Genomic DNA, 20,841 nt, shown 5'->3' on the forward strand with positions numbered 1-20,841 from the left:
ACACATCTCACCTTATGAAACAACTTTTATACTTCATGGCCGCTATGCTGCTTTTTGTCAATAGCGTGCTGGCACAGGCAACCCTCGACAAGGAACTGCTGCAGGTGCTTCAGGCAAACACGCTCCCGGCAGAGGTTATCGTTACCTTTAACGGCGACGGGGCTCCTACTCCAACACAGCTTAACGTACTGAACAACCTTGGCATCACGAAAGGCATTGCCTTGAAATCCCTCCCGATCGTTGGCGTGCTCGCTACGGCAGCACAAGTAGACGCCCTCTCCAAAAGCCCTGAAGTTAAATCTGTGTTCCTGAACAAAAAGCTGACCTACTACAACTACAACGGCACCCACCTGACAGGTGTAAGAAGGCTGCGCACAGACAAGGAAATGATCGCCCGCAACAAGGGTATTCCGGTATCCGGCAAAGGCGTGGGTGTGATGATCAACGACAGTGGTGTGGACGGCACACACGACGACATTAAACTCGGAACGCACCTGGTGCAGAACGTGATGGGCTCTACCAACCTGAATGCCGTGGATGCCATGCTGCCTGTAACCTGGGTGGAGAACGTACCGAACACCGACACCAACTCCGGCCACGGCACACACTGCGCCGGTAGCGTAGGCGGTAATGGCTCTAAATCTGGTGGTCTGTACGAAGGCGTAGCGCCCGGTGCCCACCTGATCGGCTATGGTTCAGGTGCCGCCTTGTTTATACTTGATGCAATTGGTGGATATGACTATGCCCTTACCCACCAGTATGAGTACAACATCCGTGTGATCTCCAACTCCTGGGGCACCAGCGGCGATTTTGATCCGACCAACCCGGTAAACGTTGCTTCCAAAAAAGCTTATGACCGTGGCATTGTGTCTGTATTCGCGGCCGGCAACGATGGTCCGGGCTCCGATACGCACAACCCGTATGCCATCGCGCCATGGGTAATCTCGATTGGTGCGGGCGACAAGTATGGCCAGCTGGCAGATTTTTCCTCCAGAGGCGTGAAAGACGAAAAAGGCACCTTTACCATCGACGGCGAAACCTGGACTTATGAAAACAGACCAACCGTGATCGCTCCGGGCGTTGACATTGTGTCGACAAGAGTGCTGGCCCCTGTATCTTCACTGTCGGCGCAGCAGGACGCCGAAACCCTTGCCCCGGCGCACCTGCCCTACTATACCCACATGAGCGGCACCTCTATGGCAACCCCGCATACCTCGGGTATTGTGGCCCTGATGCTGGAGGCTAACCCGGCACTGACTCCGGCGCAGGTAAAAGCCATACTTCAGAAAACAGCTACCAACATGCCTAACCGCGAGTCGTGGGAAGTAGGCGCCGGTTACGTAAATGCCTATGCTGCCGTCGATCATATTTTCCGTAACACCAACTTTGGCGCTACCCTGAACATGACCAGAAGCTTCAATAGCAACATCAACAAAGCAACAGATACAGAAGCTTTCACAATTGATTACAACCCGCTGCTGCCAGCCAACAACCAGAAGACCTTTGTGGTGGCAGAAGGTACTACAGGCATAGAGGCAAAGATCATTGCAGCTGGTGTGGCAGAAACAGGCAACCCTGTCAACCTGATCCTGACAGGTCCGGACGGTACAGAATACAGATCTGGCATACCGGTAGCATTTGCCCTGTACATGGACCGCAGTGTAGCAGTAGCCGCACCAAAGCCCGGCACCTGGACGCTGAAAGCAGAGGGACTGGAAGGTGTAGCCGTACCTGAAACTATCTCCGGCAAACTAACCATTATGCGCTTAACCGGCACTAGCGGGTTAACAGATGTAGTTGGACACCCGGCAGAAGCTTCGATCCGCATGGCCGTAAGTGCCCGCCTGATGGACGGTTTGAGCGGTGGCTTTAAACCAGATGATATGTTGAAGCGCATCCAGCTAGCTGATTACTTAATGATGGGGCAAGGCGCACGCCAATATATGCCTACCAATGGCACCATCACTTTTGGCGATGTCAAAGGTAATGAAGTACTGTTGGCAGAATCGGTAACGGCCAAGGGTGCAGCGCTGAAAGACAGACTGCACGAGTATAACGGCGTGATGACCGCAGCAGGAACAGGCAAATTTAACCCGACCGGAAACGTGAGCAGGGCAAGTTTATCCTACTCCCTGGTACAAAGCCTTGGTCTGCAGAAGTTCGCGCTGGAGCGCAATGGCAAAGCAGTAACGGTGAACGTTGATGGAAAAGATATTCCGATCAAAGATGCGGCTGATATACCTGCTGGCCTGGAAGGTTACGTAAGTGTGGCGCTGGAGATGGGACTGATCAATGCTTACTATACTGTAAAGCAGGGTCCGCTGGACCTGTTCCCGACACTGGAAGCTACGTTCAAGCCGCTGCAGAACGTAACCCGCGCCGAGTTTGCTGTGATCGTTACCCGCACTCACACCAGCTGGAATTCGAACGCACAGCCGGTTGCTTCTACCTCCAGCACCTCTGCTGCAACAGCGGCGGCTCCGGAATGGACAAAGACCTTCTCCTATCCTAACCCGTTCTCGGAGACTACTACAATCAGCTATGCCGTTGCAAAAGATGGTTATGTAACTGTAGAAGTTTTTGATCTGATGGGCAAGAAGATCCAGACGTTGGTGGCAGAGCCCCAAAGCGCTGGCAAGCACAGCCTCAAGTTCGATGGCAGTAGTCTGCCAGGCGGCACATATCTCTACCGCATCAGTGCAGATGGAAAAACATCTACTGAGAAACTGGTAATTGCCAGGTAAGTATAACGAATAGCCAAATACGTTGAAAAGGTCCTCTGTCATGGAGGGCCTTTTTGTTTTTGGTGTAACCTCTTGCTGGTCTAAATGCTTTTGCTCAGAAAGAGAATTTATACTTGCCACACGCTTGTCATTTCGAACGATAGTGAGAAATCTTATACAGCAAGTATAAACCCACCCCTGCACTCCTCCCGAGAGGGGAATTTGGCCTTTGGTGTAGCTGGAGTTATACTTTTATAGTTGCTCTGGTCCAACCAACCCTAACCCCCTTGTCTAAGGAGGGGAATCTGGTTGTTGCTATACTTTCAAAGTATGAGTTTCATAGCTGCAGCTATAGCACGGACAGGTCGCGACCTGTCCCTACAATGGGATCCAGTTGCATAGCCGCCAGCTAAGCAGTGTCAACAGCAGTCCTTGGGTTGGGCGCCTATGCGAGTTTTTCCGGTGTTGCGTGAGCAACATTGCGACGCAGGAGCAAAGGAAAAGCTCCCAGCGCTCAACCCGAGGACGAGGCCCCGCGGCCGTGAGCGCACCAAAGTATAAAATGAAACTATAGATAAGTAGGACTTAGGTATACAGGAAGCAACGATAGCAAAGGCTTGCTTGCCATAAGTATAAACATCAGCTATAAAAGATGTATAACTCTGATAATGCAACAGGCTTTGCTTCTCACTTACGTAACCCTCCGCTGCTGCTGCAGTAAAACACAGAACGTGCTTGTTGAAAATATGTCGTGTCTGGCGCAGAAGTTTTCGATTGAACCGGACAAAATATAAAGTATAGCACGCAGGCGTGACAGAATGACATAGAAAACTAACCGTTCAGCGCTTGGCACAAGGCTTGTTATAGTAGAGTCAACGGTTAAAAATTGGAATTGAAACTATAAATAAAACTATAGAATGGGAAAAATAATTGGTATTGACTTAGGTACAACCAACTCCTGCGTTGCCGTAATGGAAGGTAACGAGCCAGTGGTTATTCCTAACAGCGAAGGCCGCCGCACAACTCCGTCTATCGTTGCTTTCCTGGATAACGGAAACGGTGAGCGTAAAGTGGGTGATCCGGCCAAACGTCAGGCGATCACAAACCCTCACAACACCATTGCTTCTATCAAGCGCTTCATGGGCCACAGCTATAATGAGGTAAGCGAAGAGTCGAAGCAGGTATCTTACAAAGTGATCCAGGGTGGTAACAACACCGTACGTGTAGAAATTGGCGACCGTCAGTATACACCGCAGGAAATCTCGGCGATGGTACTTCAGAAAATGAAGGCTACTGCTGAAGACTATTTGGGCACAACTGTAACAGAAGCGGTTATCACTGTACCGGCTTACTTCAACGACGCACAGCGTCAGGCTACGAAAGAAGCCGGCCAGATTGCTGGTCTTGATGTGAAGCGTATCATCAACGAGCCTACAGCAGCAGCACTTGCTTATGGCCTGGACAAAAAGCATAAAGATCAGAAGATCGCAGTATTTGACTTAGGTGGTGGTACATTCGATATCTCTATACTTGAGCTGGGTGATGGCGTATTCGAGGTACTATCTACCAACGGTGACACACACCTAGGTGGTGATGACTTCGACCAGAAGATCATTAACTGGCTGGCAGAAGAGTTTATCAAAGACGAGAACATCGACCTGCGCAAAGACCCAATGGCATTGCAGCGTCTGAAAGAAGCTGCTGAAAAGGCAAAGATTGAGCTTTCTTCTTCTAACGAGACAGAGATCAACCTGCCTTACATCATGCCGGTAAATGGTATTCCGAAACACTTAGTGCGCAAACTTTCTCGCGCCAAGTTCGAGCAGTTAACAGACGACCTGATCCGCCGCTCTATGGATCCGTGCAAGAAAGCACTCCAGGATGCCGGTCTTTCAACTTCTGACATCGACGAGGTGATCCTGGTAGGTGGTTCTACCCGTATCCCGAGAGTGCAGGAAGAAGTGGAGAAATTCTTCGGCAAGAAGCCTTCTAAAGGTGTGAACCCGGATGAGGTAGTAGCGATTGGTGCTGCGATCCAAGGTGGTGTACTGACAGGTGAAGTAAAAGACGTACTTCTACTGGATGTAACGCCGCTTTCACTGGGTATCGAAACAATGGGTGGTGTGATGACCAAACTGATCGAGTCTAACACAACCATTCCTACGAAGAAGTCTGAGACTTTCTCTACTGCTTCTGATAACCAGCCGTCTGTGGAGATCCACGTACTGCAGGGCGAGCGCCCGATGGCCCGCGACAACCGTACCATTGGTAGATTCCACCTGGATGGTATTCCACCAGCTCCACGTGGTGTTCCGCAGATCGAAGTTATTTTCGACATCGATGCCAACGGTATCCTGCACGTAACCGCTAAAGATAAGGCTACTGGCAAAGAGCAGAAGATCCGTATTGAGGCTTCTTCTGGCTTGACAGAGCAGGAAATCGAGCGTATGCGTAAGGAAGCTGAAGCCAACGCTGAATCTGATAAGCGAGCGAAGGAAGAGATCGAGAAGCTGAACGCAGCTGACTCTATGATCTTCCAGACCGAGAAACAGTTGAAAGAGTATGGCGATAAGCTATCTGCTGGCAATAAGTCGAACATCGAGAATGCGCTGGGCGAGCTTAGAACTGCTCACGGTTCAAAAGACATTGCTGGTATCGACCGCGCTATCGAGAACCTGAACAACGCATGGCAGGCTGCCTCTCAGGAGATGTATGCTGCACAGGGTGCTCCGGGCGCTGAAGCGGGTGGCAACGGCCATGCTGGCGGTCCGCAGGGTGGCCCGCAAGGCGCACCTGCTGATGGTGGCGTAACCGATGTAGACTACGAAGAAGTAGACGGTAACAAGTAATATAATAACGCAATTATATAAAAGCCCCCGCTGGTTTCAGCGGGGGCTTTTTTGTTTTAAACAATCCCAATAATTTCTATTAATTATAATTATATTTAAATCTTCTAAATTTAATTAAACTTATAATAAGCCTAATATGGAAGAAGTTTATGTCTTTGTTGATGAATTTGGCACCAATCATTTAGATGTTGAAAAACAAGGTAACACTTCACATTTCATTTATAGTGCACTTGCAATTAAAGGTGAGAACATTAATGCAGCAAGAAAGATAAGAGAGAAAATAGCAACCATTTATTTTCAATCTGGCATTATAAAGTCGAGTAGAATCAAAAACAACGAAGCGGGCTTCAACAAAAGACTTAATATTCTTAAAGAATTAAGAGAATTAGATTTTTTAGTTCTTTCATTAGTTGTAGATAAAAAACAGATAAATAGCGATGGGCTAAAAATCAAAGAAAGCTTTTATAAATATTTCCAAAACCTTCTTTTAGGAAATTTCACGAAAGCCTTTAAGAAGTTCCATATCTATGCGGATAATATTGGTTATCCTGAGTTTAGAATAAGTTTGACTAATTATATTAACGAGAATTTAGTTCAGAGAAATTTATTTGAGCAGGACAGGTATTATCAATTAGCAGACGACAAAACTGAAGAGCCCTTACTTCAATTAGCAGATTTCATTTCTGGATGTGTAGGTAAAATATATTGTGCCAGTCATTCCCACGTAAGATCCAATGAATTGCTAGATCTCATATCTGACAAACTAAATGTAATTCATTTTCCTTACCAGAGCTATAACTACATCTCTTCATCACAGCCAGATAAGGACTTAGACTCTAAAATTGCTTCTATCGCTGTTGATGAGACTACTGCCTTTTTAAATAACTTTTCGAACCGACAAAATCTTGAGGCATATGAAATCCTTAGTTATTTGCTCCAAATCTTTAAAGTATCACCTAATAAATTGGTAGAAACTCATGAATTAGTAGAACGATTAAACAGGTTTTCAATAGATATCTCGAAAGAACAAATTAGACAACATATTAGCTACTTAAGAGATCAAGGTATTATTATCACGAGTATAAAAGGAAAATCTGGATATAAAATACCAAACCAATTAGAAGATATTAAAAACTTTTATAATAGATATCTAGATAATATTGTCCCTATGCTCAAACGAGTAAGTGCTTCTAATAAACTATTGCAATTACGAACTTTGAACGAGATAAATGTTCTTCACAATAATCAAGAGTTTCATTTCCTATATAAAATGATAGAGGCTGTTGATCTTCAGAAAAATTAAAAAAGGCCACAGCAATCTTTGTCCGCTGCGGCCTTTTTTAAAATTCAGAGATACCTTAATCTAGATCCCTATCCCCTCTTTTCAGCTCCTCTACCGAGCGCATTACTTTATCTTTCAGGCTGATTTTATACTTGTCCAGTTTGTCGGCCACCGCAGCGTTAAACGTGCTGACAATCTCAGCGGCAAGTATACCTGCGTTCAGCGCTCCGTCTAAGGCAACAGTTGCTACCGGTATGCCACCCGGCATCTGAAGTATGGACAGTACCGAATCCCAGCCATCGATGGAGTTAGAAGATTTAACAGGCACCCCGATAACAGGCAGCGTGGTAAGCGAAGCCACCATACCGGGCAAATGCGCTGCGCCACCGGCTCCTGCTATGATCACCTTCAGGCCGCGCTTGCGGGCGTTCTCGGCATACTCGAACATGCGGTGCGGCGTGCGGTGCGCCGATACGATGGTCAGCTCATAAGGTACCCCTAAGGTCTCCAGAATCTCGGAAGCGGCGTTCATCACTCTCAGGTCAGACTGGCTGCCCATGATGATGCCTACCAAGGGCTGTGTGGTTGTGGTTTCGTTGGCCATACTTATGCTTTTACTTTGATTACGTTTCTGATCTGTTCGGCACGCTGCTGTGCCTCTTCTATACTTTGCCCTAATACGGTAATGTGCCCCATCTTGCGCGCTGGCCGGGTATACTTTTTACCGTACAAATGGATGTATACGCCCGGAACGGCCAGGGCTTCCTGCAGGCCTTCGTACTTGGCTTCTCCGTCGTAGCCGGGCTCGCCCAGCAGGTTCAGCATTACGGCTGCGCTTTGTATTTCAGTTGAGCCCAACGGCAGGTCAAGTATGGCGCGCAGGTGCTGCTCGTACTGCGAAGTATAATTCGCCTTGATGGTGTGGTGGCCGCTGTTGTGCGGACGTGGCGCTACTTCGTTTACCAGGATCTGCCCGTCGCGGGTCAGGAACATTTCCACGGCAAGTATGCCTACCATGTTGAAGGACTCGATCACGCGGGTAGCAATTTCAATAGCGTGGCGCTGTAGTTTGTACGCCACATTGGCCGGGGCGAAAAGCAAATCCACGAGGTTATGCTCCGGATGGAAGCTCAGCTCCACTACCGGGAAGGCCATTACCTGTCCGCTGGCATTGCGGGCTACGATCACGGAAATCTCTTTCTCAAAATCCACCAGCTTCTCCAGCACCGATGGTTCCGTAAATCCTTTACTTATATCTGAATCACTCTGCAACCTGGTAACACCGCGGCCGTCATAGCCCTCGCGACGCAGCTTCTGGAAAGCTGGCAGGAAATCGGTATTAGCTGCCAGTTCCTCAGCATCTTTCAAGATTCGGAAATCAGCGGTAGGTATGGAGTGCTTCTTGTAAAACTCCTTCTGCAGCCCTTTGTCTTGGATGGTGCGTACGGTTTTGGCATCAGGGTATACTTTCACCCCCTCCTGCTCGAGCTTTTCGAGGGCGTCGGCGTTTACGTGCTCTATCTCGATGGTGAGGATGTCGCAGTTCTTGCCAAACTCGTACACGGTGTCGAAATCGCGGAAGCTGCCCACGTAAAACTCGTTGCACACGTCTTTGCAGGGCGCATTCTCGTCCGGGTCCAGCACCAGAGTATAAATATTAAAATCGAGTCCGGCCTGAATCAGCATACGGCCCAGCTGACCGCCGCCCAGTATGCCGAGCTTTACTTCTCCTTTCATAGTATGATCGCTAAGGGTAATGTTCTTCCCAAAATTACGCATTAAGTTTTTAGACGAAAGTAAAAAAGCAAAAGGCAGCACCAGATAAAGATAAAGTATGAGAACGGCACTAGCCTAGCCTTTTTGTCATCCTGAAAGTTGAAAATCCCGAACTTGATTCGGGGGATCTTGTTAAAAGAGGGCCCCTACCCCCGCCAGTAGTAACAGCTTAAACTCCCTTCTATCAGGTTTCTTACAGAATGACAGTTGGCTAATCTGCAACCATTTAGCCAACGCAAGCAGAAACGTATCCTTCATAAAAGAGGATGATTATACTTGGCATTTCCTCCGGTGCAACCATACTTTCCGGCACCTGCTTCCGTTGAAGCGTTGCAATTGCTGCAGATAAACTATATATTGAAAACTATACTTTTTTAAACCTTACGAGGGGTCGCCTTCGTACGCATTGCCCATGGAAATTATACTTGCCACGCTTTCTGCCCTTTTCTCTGTTGTTAACCCTTTCGGAGCCATGCCCGTGTTCCTGACGCTAACGCAGTACGACACCCCCGCTCAACGTAACCAGCAGGCCCTTAAAGCTTGTTTATACATGGTGGGTATACTTGCCGTGTTTTTCCTGGCCGGGCAGTACGTGCTCAACTTCTTCGGCATCCGCATACACGACCTGCGTATTGCCGGCGGCCTCATGATCATGAAAGCTGGTTTTGACCTGCTGACACCCGGCGGAAGCAAAAAGAAAGTATCACCGGATGTGGTAGAGGAAGCCCAACACAAAGAAGATATTTCGTTCACGCCGCTGGCCATGCCGATGCTTTCCGGCCCAGGTGCCATTGCCGTAAGTATCGGTTTGTTTACCACCACCCTGTCTTACCTCGACATGGTGCTTATCCTGATCGGCATTATTTTGCTTGCTGTTTTATCTTACATCATCCTGCGCTTCTCGCACCAGCTTACCGGTTTCATGGGCAAGGCCGGTTTGTCTGCACTGTCCCGTATCATGGGTTTCATTGTGCTTTCGATCGGCGTTAACTTTATCGTGTCGGCTATTTCAGCGTTGTTTTTTTCGGAGCAGTAGGATATTTGGTACGTTATACTTTTACACTCCCAAACCCCTCTCTCCTTTATCAAGTAAACACACCCTGAAGTTTGATGATAACAATCATCTTCTGACAATTGGCATTTTAACGTATCTTTGCGCCATGCAACTGAAGAACGATCTGCTTTTAAGAGCCGCCAAAGGCGAAGTTACCGAACGCACCCCGGTGTGGCTGATGCGCCAGGCGGGACGCATTTTACCTGAATACAGAGCTGTACGCGAAAGCCTGAGCGGTTTTAAAGAACTGGTGGAAACACCGGAACTTGCTGCTGAAGTAACCATACAACCGGTTGATATTCTGGATGTAGACGCAGCCATCATTTTCTCGGACATCCTGGTGGTGCCGGAAGCGATGGGTTGTACTTACGAGATGGTGGAGAAACGTGGCCCATGGTTCCCAAAGACCGTACGCACCGAAGAAGACCTGAAAAACCTGCGCGTAGCTGACCCGCACGAACACCTGCACTATGTGCTCGACGCCATTAAGATCACCAAAAAAGCCTTAAACGGACGTGTGCCGCTGATCGGTTTTGCCGGTGCTCCCTGGACCATACTTGCTTACATGGTGGAAGGAAGCGGCTCTAAAACGTTTTCGCATGCGCGCGGTATGTTGTATACCAACCCGCAGCTGGCGCACCAGTTGCTCCGCATGATCACCGACACCACCATCGCTTACCTGAAAGCGCAGGTAGAGGCAGGTGCCAACCTTATCCAGGTATTCGATTCCTGGGCAGGTATACTTTCTCCGGCGCACTACCACGAGTTCTCCCTGCCATACATCAGCGAGATATGCAACGCTATCCGTAATGTACCGGTAACGGTGTTTGCCAAAGGCGCTTTCTTTGCCCTGGAAGATTTCGCCAATCTGAACTGCGAAACCATCGGCCTGGACTGGAACATGGAGATCAGCAAATCCAGAGCACAGGTTGGCCCGAACAAAACGCTGCAAGGCAACATGGACCCATGCCTGCTCTACAGCTCGTTCGATACCATCCAGCACGAAACTATTAAAATGCTGAAGGAATTCGGTCCGCAGCGCCACATTGCCAACCTCGGCCACGGCGTGTACCCGGACACAGACCCTGAAAAAGTAAAATGCTTTGTACAAACGGTAAAAGAATACAGCTTTACAGTGAACAGTTAACAGTAAGCAGTAAGCAGTTTATACTTTACTGTACCAAATAAAACAAGAAAGCCGGCCCCAAGGGGCCGGCTTTCTTGTTTATACTTAATCAAAACCGATTACTGCTAATTGATCACTACTTACTGTTAACTGCTTACTGATAACTGTAAAAGTTATCCCACCACAATCGGTGTTTCCGGGTATTTGTAATCGGTGGAAGGCGGACGGGTACTTAGCGCCAGCGCCAGTGTGAGGGTACCTACCCTGCCCAGGTACATCGACAGGACAAGGATAGACTTACCAAAGTCGGATATGCCCGCTGTAATGCCAGTGCTCAGACCCACTGTAGCAAACGCCGACACTTGTTCCACTGCCAGCTGGATCAGGCCATATTCCGAATCTGAGATAGAAAGCATGAAGATAAAAAGCATATTAATCAATGCGGCAAATGCAAACACCGAAAAAGCTTTGTAAGCTGCTGCGTGGGATATAGTACGGCGACCAATCTCCATGTAGCGCTTGTTCCGGATCGTGGTTATCACAGCCAGCAGGATCACAACAAAGGTAGTGGTTTTGATACCGCCGCCTGTAGAACCGGGTGAGGCCCCGATAAACATCAGAAACAGGAACATAAGCAATGTCGGCACCGACAATGCTGAAATATCCACCGTGTTAAAACCGGCGGTACGGGTTGTAACGGACTGAAAGAAAGCGGTGATAAGTGCCTCAGCAAAATTAAGGTGTGCCAGGGTATTTGAGTATTCCAACAGGAAGAACCCAACCGTACCCAACGCGATCAATGCTGCCGAAGTATAGATGGTTACACGCGTCAGCAATTTCCAGTTTCTCCAGGGCGCCTCCATACGCATGCGCATGGCCTTGGGTGAAAACACATCCAGGATGGTAGGAAAACCAATACCGCCAAAAATGATCAGCCCTGCGACCACAAGGTGCAACAGGTAAGAAAAACGTACCGGTACGGTATAAAGTCCCTCCGGGTAGAGCGAAAACCCCGCATTGCAAAAAGCAGATATTGCATGAAACAATGAATAAAAGATCTTGCTGCCCATATCTGCAAACTTCACCTCAGGCCCCCAGGTAAAGAACACAAAAACCGCCCCGATGCCTTCGATCAGGAATGTTAGGTAGATTAACTTTCGCAGCAGACCTTTTGTAGTGTATAGGGTTTCGGCCTCCAGTATCTGTTGCATGGCTACGTGCTGCCTCAGGGCCACACCCTGACGCATCAGCGTTGCAAAGAAGGTAGCAAATGTTAAAATGCCTAAACCACCTAGCTGGATTAGGGATAATAAAACTATCTGTCCGCCAAAGGTAAAGTAGGTGCCCGGATCAACAACAGATAAGCCTGTAACGCAGGCTGCACTGGTTGCCATAAAAACAGCATCGATCAGCCGCATGCCTTCCGGTGCATTGGTCATCTTGGGCAGCATGAAAAGCCCTGCCCCTACCAGTATAAGAAGCACAAAGCTCAGGATAAAGGTAACGCCAGGTTTCAGCTGGATGGTTTTCTGGTGTACTTTGGTTTCCAGCAGCTCGATGATGAGCAGCACCAACATGTACAGCGACACCAGTACCCGGTACAGATCCACCGAGAGCGCGATACCGATGCTGCCGAACACATTATACACCACCGGAATACCCAATAAGTAAGTGCCAACCTGGTTTATGAGAATGATCGCCATCAGCACTCCCTCAAACCAGGTGCGCCTCAGAAACTTTACTCTTTCGAAATTGTAAAGAATTCGCAGCAGATAAATAAACACGAATACCGCCAGGATGCCATCGATGATATAGAAGAGCAACTGTAGTTTCTTAGGGTCCTCCACCACGCCATGGGCATAAACCAGCAGGCCTACCGAAAGCACCGTAAGCAGGTACGTAGTACGCCTCATAATGGCGTAAGCCGTCAGCTTTGTACCGTAGAGTGCCCTGTTCAGTGTTTCTGTGTTCATAAAGTATAAGGATTACCGGTTATTCAGTTACTGATCAGTTCAACCTGTTTTTATCTGTAATGACTGCATTGCCCTGAGGCCTCCCTTGCAGATAAGCAGAGCAGGCGCCGAAACATCCGAAATATCTACTGTATGGAAGCCCGCAGACCGGGTTGTGGTTGATTGAAAGAAGGCTGTGATCAGAGCCTTTCCAAAGTTCAGATGCGAGAGCGTGTTAAAATAGAACATGACCGTACCGAAAGCCAGCAAAGCTGCCGAAGTATACACCGTTACCCGAGTCAGCAACTTCCAGTTTCTCCATAGAGCAGCCATACGCTGGCGCATGGCATTTGGCGAGAGCACATCAAGTATGGCAGGGAAACCGATGCCCCCGAAGATGATCGCCATCAGAAGGCCTTCGAACCAGGTGCGCCTCAGAAACTTTACTCTTTCGAAAGTATAAAGTATCCGCAGCAGGTAAATGAGCACAAATACGCCCAGTATACCATTGATAACATGAAAAACCGTCTGAATCCTGACAGGGTACTGTACCATGCCGTGCGCATACAGGAGCAATGCTACCGATACGATCGTGAGCACATAGCTAGTACGCCGCATAATGGCATAGGCCAGCAGCTTACTACCATACAGAAACCTGTTAAGCGATTCTGTGTTCATGTGTTTCGTACAGCCGGATGTGCTGTGCCTCTTCGAAAAGCCGCTCCCTGTTTACGGGCACAACCCCCACCTGCTCGCATACCAGGCCGCCGCCCAGGTTGCTGAGCCCGGCCAGGAAAGGCATAGAAGTATTGAGGGCAAGGCAAAGCGCAGCTATACTTATTACCGTGTCGCCGGCACCAGACACGTCGGAAATAGAACGGCGGTGCGCAGCAATGTAGGTTCTTACGCTATTTTCAGCTACAAAAACACCCCGCTCTGATAAGGTAACAAGTATCTGGCCTGTTTGCAGCCGATGCTGCAGTTCCTCTACCGCTTCTTCAAAAGCCTGCAGGTTTTCGTCTGCAAAGTCCAGCTTCAGGCCTTCTTTCAGCTCTTTCAGGTTTGGTTTGAAGAGTGTGCAGCCCACATAGCTCAGGAAGTTCTTTTTCTTCGGGTCTACCACAGTCGGGATGTTGCGCGCTGCTGCCAGCTCTATGAAGCGCTGGATGTTTTTCTCAGAGAAAACGCCTTTGTCATAGTCCTCAAACACAACCACATCGGCACGCTCCAGCAACTGCACAAAGCGCTCTTCTAAATATTTTTCTTCGTAGTCGGTCAGGTTGGTTTCTATCTCCGAGTCAACGCGCAGCAGTTGCTGTGCCCCGGCAATAATGCGGTGCTTGATGGTGGTTACCCGCTCCGGGCTTTGCACAATGCCTTCCGTAGACAGCTCCTTCTCCTCCATCAGGCGCAGAAAGTCGCCTCCGTCCTTGTCCTGGCCTACCACAGAGCACAGCAGCGGTGTGGCCCCCAGCGCCTGCACGTTCAGGGCCACGTTGGCAGCCCCGCCCAGGCGCTTTTCACGCTTCACCACGTTTACAATGGGCACCGGTGCCTCCGGCGAAATGCGCGTTGTCTTGCCCCACAAATAGGAGTCGATCATCACATCGCCCACAATAAGCACGGTCAGCCGGTTAAAGGCCGAAAAGATATCTTCTATACTTGTAATCTGATTCATTATTGAAGCTTTGCCAGGCTGGTTTTGATGCGGCGTAATGCCTCTGCCAACTTCTCGTCGGAGGTGGCGAAAGAGAAACGGATGCATTGCGGTGCACCGAATGCTTCGCCGCTTACCAAGGCCACAAACGCATCGGTCAGCAGGAACATGCTCAGGTCAAGGGCCGTGTTGATAGTTTTGCCATTGTAGCTCTTGCCGAAGTAGTAACTCACATCCGGGAAAATGTAAAAGGCACCGGCTGGCACATAAGTTTTAAATCCGGGAATATCGTTCATCAGGTCCAGCACCAGGTTACGGCGGCGGCGGTAAGCCTCGCGCATTTCTTCTGCCGATGCTTTGCCTCCCTGCAAAGCAGCAAAAGCCGCCTTCTGGGCAATAGAATTGGTACCGGATGTGATCTGGCTCTGCATTTTATCGCAGGCAGCAGCAATGTCTTTGTGGGCTGCCAGGTAGCCCACGCGCCAGCCTGTCATGGCATATCCTTTCGAGAAGCCATTTATCGTGATCACGCGATCTTTGATAAAGTCGAAGCCGGCCATGCTGGCGTGCCTGCCTTCGAAGTTGATGTACTCGTAAATTTCGTCGGCTATCACGTAAACCTGCGGATGTTTCTGCAGCACCCGGGCAAGGGCAAGCAGTTCTTCCTCATCGAACACAGAACCGGTCGGGTTGCAGGGCGAAGAGTACATCACCACTTTTGTGTTGCTCGTGATGGCGTTCTCCAGTTGCTCCGGCGTTACCTTGTACTCGTTTTCCAGGCGGCCCATCAACGGTACCGACACCCCTTCTGCCAGCTTCACGATCTCTTCGTACGACACCCAGTAAGGCGAGAAAATGATCACCTCGTCTCCGGGGTTCACCAGGCAAAGTATGGCATTGGCAATAGACTGTTTGGCACCGGTGGAAACCACGATGTTTTCGGGCTTATAGTCCAGGTTATTGTCGCGCTTGAACTTGTCGGCGATGGCCTGCCGCAGTTCCGGGTAACCGGCTACCGGGGTATAAAATGTAAAACCCTCGTCGATGGCTTTTTTAGCGGCATCCTTTATGTACTGGGGCGTCTGAAAGTCAGGTTCGCCAAAGCTTAGATTTATCACATCGTGCCCCTGTGCTGCCAGCTCACGGGCTTTCTTTGCCATTGCTATCGTCTGGGACTCTGATAGAGCAGAGATCCTGTCTGATAATATATTGCTCACCTCTTCTGTCTCGTGCATGTGGTTTGTCGTTTAACCGCCAAAGTTACTTATTCTATAACAGACTTGCCACCAGTGTGACTGAAACCCCTCTCTGGAAAGTGCTGTTTTACGGGCTAAATTGGGAAGAAGCCACGGAATTAAAAAGTATAAAAGTATAAATCAGCTTTGGCAGGCATACAGCATACAGCGAAACAAAAAAGGACACGCATGGCTGCGTGTCCTTTTAAATGCTTGAACAAAGTATAAACTAGCTTCTTCCGTAGGAAGTGCGGTCTACAATGCTTCGGCCTAGTGTGATCTCATCGGTATATTCCAGCTCCCCTCCTACCGGCACACCACGGGCAATGGTGGTAATGCGCAGGTTGTGGTCGCGGAGCTTGCGTGTCAGGTAAAAGGCGGTGGTATCGCCTTCCATGGTCGGGCTGATGGCCAGCACCACTTCTTTCACCTCCGAGTTCGGCAGGCGCTCCAGCAGCGAATCGATGTGCAGGTCCGACGGACCAATTCCCTCGATCGGCGAGATTACCCCACCCAGTACATGGTACAGGCCTTTGTACTGCGCCGTGTTCTCGATGGCGATCACATCGCGGGTATCGCTTACCACGCACAGCAGGCTGCGGTCGCGCAGCGGGTTGGCGCAGATGCTGCAGATGTCGGTATCGGAAATGTTATGGCACTGCTTGCAGTTCTTTACTTCGGTGCGCATTTTCACAAGCGCCTCCGCCAGCAAGAACGTATCTTCTGACTCCGCTTTGAGCAGGTGCAGCGCCAGTCGCAGGGCAGTCTTTCTCCCTACGCCGGGCAGCTTGGCCAGCTCCTCCACGGCATTTTCAATCAGTTTCGATGGAAAATTCATTCAACCTCCCTTTGCTTACTCGATGTTGGCGGAAAGCGAGCGGTCGTGCAGGGCGGTACACATGCCCTCCAACTCCTCGTAAGCTCCCACTTTCACCGTGCATTTTCCTTTATAATGAATCAGCAGCGTGCATTGCTCTGCCTGTTCTGCTGTATGGCGGCATACTTTGATCAGCGTTTCGATCACGTGGTCGAAGGTGTTTACATCGTCGTTGTAAACGACCAGGTTTCGCAGATCTGTAGACTCTTCCAGTACGGCAATATCTTCCTGATGTAGAATTTCTGTTCCAATATTCATAGCACAAAATTACTAAAATTAGCGGACTTAATGAAGGAAATCCGGAAGTATAACCGCTGATTCTCTGCTCTGTCCGGCCCTCTGAAAAGTATAATTTAAAACAAAACTTACACTTGCTAGATTCCCTGGAGAGCACATAAAATGAGGTAAGGCTGAAACAGACAAATTGATCATTTCTCAGTTTATCTCACTTAAAGGCTTTATTTTTGCCCCGGACGCATACCGCTCCCGTTCTTGCTGCGGTTCGATCTTATACTTTGTTTAACAACCACTTCTTACCCAATAATATGAACCTATACTACCAAGCCAGAAGGCTGACCTTGTTTGCGCTGTTGGTGCTGGCTTCCCTGCAGTTGCAGGCGCAGGGCAAACTGTTGTCCATGGAGGATGCCGTTATTAACCCGGCCCTTCAGCCTGAAAACCTGCGACAGCTTACCTGGGTGGCCGGAACCGATGAGTATACTTTTGTTAAAGATAACGACCTGGTGCGCGGCAAGGCTACCAGTAGCAAACAAACTACCCTCCTGACACTGGACAAACTGAGCAGTGCCCTGGAGGCCGCCGGAGCCCAGCCTGTTAAAAGCTTTCCGGTGATCGAGTGGGTGTCAGGCAACATCTTTGTAGTGAATCTGCAGAACAACGTGTACCGCTACGACCTGAACTCAGGAAAAGCAAAACAAGTGGCCTCCTACGCGGTGGAAGCCCAGAACGTAGAGCTTGACCCTACAAAGCAGCGCGTGGCCTACACCAAAGGCAATAACCTGTTCGTATCCACCACGGGTGCTGCGGATGTGGCTGTTACCAGCGAGGCCAACGAAGCTATTGTGAACGGGCAGGCAGCTCACCGCTCCGAGTTCGGCATCAGCAAAGGCACGTTCTGGTCGCCAAGTGGCAACAACCTGGCGTTCTACCGCATGGACCAGACCATGGTCACCGACTACCCGCTGGTCGATATCGCTCCGCTTCCGGCTCAGGTGAACAATATTAAATATCCGATGGCCGGCGGCAAAAGCCACCATGTAACGGTAGGTGTGTACAACCTCAACTCTAAAAAAACGACTTACCTGAAAACAGGCGAGCCAGCCGAACAGTACCTGACCAACATTACCTGGAGTCCGGACGAAAAGCACATTTATGTAGCCATCGTAAACCGCGACCAGAACCACATGAAGCTGAACCAGTACAATGCGGCGACCGGCGAGTTTGTAAAGACCCTGTTTGAAGAGAAGCACGAGAAGTATGTGGAGCCGGAGCACGGTTTATACTTTGTACCCGGAAAGTCAAACCAGTTTGTGTGGATCAGCGAGCGCACCGGCTTTGACCATCTTTACTTGTACGACACCAACGGCAAACTCATCCACCCTCTTACCAAAGGCAACTGGATGGTAACTGATATACACGGCTTCAGCAAAGATGGCAAAGAGTTATACTTTACTTCAACTGCCGAAAGCCCGCTGGAGCGCCATATTTACAAAGTATCGCTGGCTAACGCCAGAGCAAAGCGCCTGTCGCAGGACAAAGGCGTGCATGCTGCTACCCTCAGCACTGATGGCAAGTACCTGCTCGATAACTACAGCAACCCTGCTACCCCGCGCAAAATTGTAGTGCTGAGCAACGAAGGCAAAGTACGCCAGACGCTGCTGACTGCTAAAAACCCTCTGGCTGAGTATACCTTAGGCGAGACCACGGTAAGCTCGATCAAAGCAGACGACGGCACCGAGCTGTATACCCGCATGATCACGCCGCCGAACTTCGATAAGAACAAGAAATACCCGGTGGTGGTGTACCTCTACGGTGGCCCGCACCTGCAGCTGATCACCAACAACTGGCTGTCGGGCGCCAACCTGTGGATGCACCTGATGGCGCAGAAAGGCTACATTGTGTTCTCGATGGACTCGCGCGGCTCTTCGGGCCGAGGCCTTGCTTTCGAACAAGCGACCTTCCGTCAGATGGGCACTGTGGAGATGGCCGACCAGCTACAAGGTGTAAAGTACCTGTCGTCGCTGCCTTATGTGGATGAATCCCGCATGGGCATACACGGCTGGAGCTATGGCGGTTTTATGACCACTACCATCATGCTGAAATCGCCGGAGACGTTTAAAGTGGCGGTAGCCGGCGGCCCGGTGATCGACTGGAACTACTATGAGATCATGTACACCGAGCGCTACATGGACTCGCCGGAGCAGAACACGGAAGGCTACAAAAATGCCAACCTGCTCAACTTTGTACCAAACCTGAAAGGGAAACTGCTGATGATACACGGTACTGTGGATGACGTGGTGGTGTGGCAGCACAGCCTGGCCTTCCTGAAAAAAGCCGTGGACGAAGGCGTGCTGCTCGATTACTTTGTTTACCCGGGCCACCCACACAACGTGCGCGGCAAAGACCGGGTGCACCTGATGCGCAAGATCACGCAGTATTTCGACGAGAACCTGAAGGCAACCCCGCAACAATAACAGAAAAAGGCGCTGATACTCTCAGCGCCTTTTTTATTGCAGCCTGGGCAAGCTCTATCATTACGGTTGCCCCGGATTTAGATAAAACCCTGAAATGCGTACCTTTGCGACAGATTTATACTTTGTTATTTTATACTTTACCCGATGCCTGCTCCATCTGCCGCCTTCAAAAAGGCTGTACAACGACTAAGCGAGAAAGAAAAAGAAGCGATCATTCTGAAAGCCGTACGCCGCGATGCAGAACTCTACGACCTGTTAAGCTACGAGCTGGAAGAAACAAGCCTGGAGGAAGTATACGACCGGAGCACTGACACCATTCACGCGCTCATGATCAACGCCAGTGGCCGTACGCTGAGCAAGGCGCTGGCAAAATCACTGCGCAAGGCGGCCAAGGAAATTGCCCGCTTCAAGCGCATCACCAAAGACCCGAAGCTGGAGGTAGACCTGCACCTGTACCTGCTGCACCTCATCTTCGACAACTATACCGGCCAGTTCGACAGCTACTACAAGGTATTTTATACTTCCACGGCCCGCCTGCTGCTGCGAACCATGCAGCTCATTCGCAAGAACCTGCACGAGGATTATCATATGGAGTACAAAGACCAGCTCGACGATTTCCTGGAGCAGATCCGCAGCCGCAACAAGCCGCTGCCGGTGGAGCTGCCACGGGAGTTTGTGGTGGAATAGTTGAATTTTGAATGAGTGAATGAGTGCATAACTGAATATTCACTTCTTCAAAATTACATAGTTGGCAGCTTTGATACCTGTATCTCCTCTAGGTTGATATCTGAAATTTTCTCCAGCTTTCCGGCTTCGAACAGTTCATCGTAGCGCTCCAGCGGTGCCTGCTCTTTGGTAGTATAGTTGATGTAGTCCTGGAAGCGGATGCCGCCTACGGTGCGTGGGTTTACCGCTTCCCGGAAACGGGTGCCGCCGCCATCTTCTTTGAAAGAATAGGCCAGGTAATCCATGGTATGGTTTTGCTGGTGGAACCAATACACGTACTCATCCTGATAATCCTGTCCGCCGCCTTCCTGCGCAAAGGTCACTTTAATTTTATGGTACGGCTGGCCTTTTACAGTTGCTTCTCCGAGGTACTGTTTGCGCACAGCCGCATCGTTCAGGGCATACGGCAGCAGGGCAAAGTATACAACCGAGTTGATCGAGTTGCTGTAGGCTTGTTTCTTTTCGTCGGTCACCTCAGCTGCTGCGTCGTTTATGGTTCTAGAAAAGCCGCTGTTGCGCAGCACATCGTGCACGCGCTGGCCGGTGGAGTCCTGGAAGGTACGGCTGTATACATAAGCGCCGCCATCGCGCAGCACGCGGTACTGTCGGTCGCGCAGCCGGAACGTGATCACCCCCTTGTTATACTTCTCGCCGCCATGTGCCGCAATGGCCTGGTCTATGATCTGCTGAGCGTCCGGCTGCTCCGGCTCACAGCCAGAGGCAAAAAGCAGCAGGGCCATACTTACGGCAACGTATAATTTCGTTTTTAAGAGTGATAAAAAGCGGTTCATGGTTTGCTTGGTTGATCAATGCTCTAAAGGTAAGTATACCGGCACAATTTCCGATACCCTGAAACGAAAACCGCTCCGG

The 20,841-nt window shown here is 49.8% G+C and carries 16 protein-coding genes; 7 read left to right on the top strand and 9 right to left on the bottom strand.

Translation table 11 applies throughout. The features are described 5' to 3' along the window. Nucleotides 1-14: 14 nt before the first annotated feature. The 3 genes from MJ611_RS00780 (at nt 15) to MJ611_RS00790 (ending at nt 6,875) form a co-directional block, all read left to right on the top strand. On the top strand, nt 15-2,744 hold the full coding sequence (locus MJ611_RS00780; protein WP_250427441.1) for a S8/S53 family peptidase: 2,730 nt from the start codon (nt 15-17) through the stop codon (nt 2,742-2,744). 896 nt (nt 2,745-3,640) lie between these two features. Continuing rightward, on the top strand, nt 3,641-5,572 hold the full coding sequence (gene dnaK, locus MJ611_RS00785; protein ID WP_250427442.1) for a molecular chaperone DnaK: 1,932 nt from the start codon (nt 3,641-3,643) through the stop codon (nt 5,570-5,572). Nucleotides 5,573-5,708: 136 nt separating this feature from the next. After that, entirely contained in the window at nt 5,709-6,875 is a 1,167-nt protein-coding gene (locus MJ611_RS00790) for a helix-turn-helix domain-containing protein (protein WP_250427443.1), read from the top strand. Between the two features lie 55 nt (nt 6,876-6,930). Here the strand turns inward: MJ611_RS00790 and purE are convergent, their stop codons facing one another. After that, the gene (purE, locus tag MJ611_RS00795) at nt 6,931-7,458 is read right to left on the bottom strand and encodes a 5-(carboxyamino)imidazole ribonucleotide mutase (protein WP_250427444.1); all 528 of its coding nucleotides are present in this window, start codon (nt 7,456-7,458) and stop codon (nt 6,931-6,933) included. A 2-nt stretch (nt 7,459-7,460) separates the two neighbouring features. Continuing rightward, complete coding sequence (locus MJ611_RS00800) at nt 7,461-8,591, bottom strand: 5-(carboxyamino)imidazole ribonucleotide synthase (RefSeq protein WP_250427445.1); 1,131 nt, start codon at nt 8,589-8,591, stop codon at nt 7,461-7,463. A gap of 451 nt (nt 8,592-9,042) precedes the next feature. On the opposite strand from MJ611_RS00800, the gene MJ611_RS00805 reads away from it, so the two are divergent. Beyond that, on the top strand, nt 9,043-9,666 hold the full coding sequence (locus MJ611_RS00805) for a MarC family NAAT transporter (protein ID WP_250427446.1): 624 nt from the start codon (nt 9,043-9,045) through the stop codon (nt 9,664-9,666). 124 nt (nt 9,667-9,790) lie between these two features. Further along, nucleotides 9,791-10,831, top strand: coding sequence for a uroporphyrinogen decarboxylase (gene hemE, locus MJ611_RS00810; RefSeq protein ID WP_250427447.1), 1,041 nt, complete (start codon nt 9,791-9,793; stop codon nt 10,829-10,831). Between the two features lie 152 nt (nt 10,832-10,983). Here the strand turns inward: hemE and MJ611_RS00815 are convergent, their stop codons facing one another. The 6 genes from MJ611_RS00815 to MJ611_RS00840 all read right to left on the bottom strand — a co-directional run bounded on the left by MJ611_RS00815 (nt 10,984) and on the right by MJ611_RS00840 (nt 16,789). After that, the gene (locus MJ611_RS00815; protein WP_250427448.1) at nt 10,984-12,783 is read right to left on the bottom strand and encodes a TrkH family potassium uptake protein; all 1,800 of its coding nucleotides are present in this window, start codon (nt 12,781-12,783) and stop codon (nt 10,984-10,986) included. Nucleotides 12,784-12,822: 39 nt separating this feature from the next. After that, the gene (locus MJ611_RS00820) at nt 12,823-13,440 is read right to left on the bottom strand and encodes a potassium transporter TrkG (RefSeq protein WP_250427449.1); all 618 of its coding nucleotides are present in this window, start codon (nt 13,438-13,440) and stop codon (nt 12,823-12,825) included. Next, complete coding sequence (locus tag MJ611_RS00825) at nt 13,421-14,440, bottom strand: bifunctional heptose 7-phosphate kinase/heptose 1-phosphate adenyltransferase (protein WP_250427450.1); 1,020 nt, start codon at nt 14,438-14,440, stop codon at nt 13,421-13,423. The genes MJ611_RS00820 and MJ611_RS00825 overlap by 20 nt, the downstream gene beginning before the upstream one ends. Further along, the gene (locus tag MJ611_RS00830) at nt 14,440-15,654 is read right to left on the bottom strand and encodes a pyridoxal phosphate-dependent aminotransferase (RefSeq protein ID WP_250427451.1); all 1,215 of its coding nucleotides are present in this window, start codon (nt 15,652-15,654) and stop codon (nt 14,440-14,442) included. Before MJ611_RS00830 ends, MJ611_RS00825 begins: the two co-directional genes overlap by 1 nt. Nucleotides 15,655-15,883: 229 nt before the next feature. Next, nucleotides 15,884-16,492: a recombination mediator RecR gene (recR, locus tag MJ611_RS00835; protein ID WP_250427452.1), complete on the bottom strand. Its 609-nt coding sequence runs from the start codon at nt 16,490-16,492 to the stop codon at nt 15,884-15,886. Between the two features lie 15 nt (nt 16,493-16,507). Further along, the gene (locus tag MJ611_RS00840) at nt 16,508-16,789 is read right to left on the bottom strand and encodes an ATP-dependent Clp protease adaptor ClpS (protein WP_250427453.1); all 282 of its coding nucleotides are present in this window, start codon (nt 16,787-16,789) and stop codon (nt 16,508-16,510) included. Nucleotides 16,790-17,076: 287 nt separating this feature from the next. Here MJ611_RS00840 and MJ611_RS00845 point away from each other — a divergent pair, with 287 nt between their 5' ends. Both MJ611_RS00845 and MJ611_RS00850 read left to right on the top strand, forming a co-directional pair. Continuing rightward, entirely contained in the window at nt 17,077-19,245 is a 2,169-nt protein-coding gene (locus MJ611_RS00845) for a S9 family peptidase (RefSeq protein ID WP_250427454.1), read from the top strand. A 144-nt stretch (nt 19,246-19,389) separates the two neighbouring features. After that, complete coding sequence (locus tag MJ611_RS00850; protein ID WP_250427455.1) at nt 19,390-19,932, top strand: hypothetical protein; 543 nt, start codon at nt 19,390-19,392, stop codon at nt 19,930-19,932. A gap of 53 nt (nt 19,933-19,985) precedes the next feature. Here the strand turns inward: MJ611_RS00850 and MJ611_RS00855 are convergent, their stop codons facing one another. Then, the gene (locus MJ611_RS00855; RefSeq protein WP_250427456.1) at nt 19,986-20,762 is read right to left on the bottom strand and encodes a DUF6503 family protein; all 777 of its coding nucleotides are present in this window, start codon (nt 20,760-20,762) and stop codon (nt 19,986-19,988) included. Between the last annotated feature and the right edge of the window lie 79 nt (nt 20,763-20,841).

Origin of the sequence: Pontibacter ruber (genome assembly GCF_023630205.1) — a bacterium.
GTDB lineage: Bacteria > Bacteroidota > Bacteroidia > Cytophagales > Hymenobacteraceae > Pontibacter > Pontibacter ruber.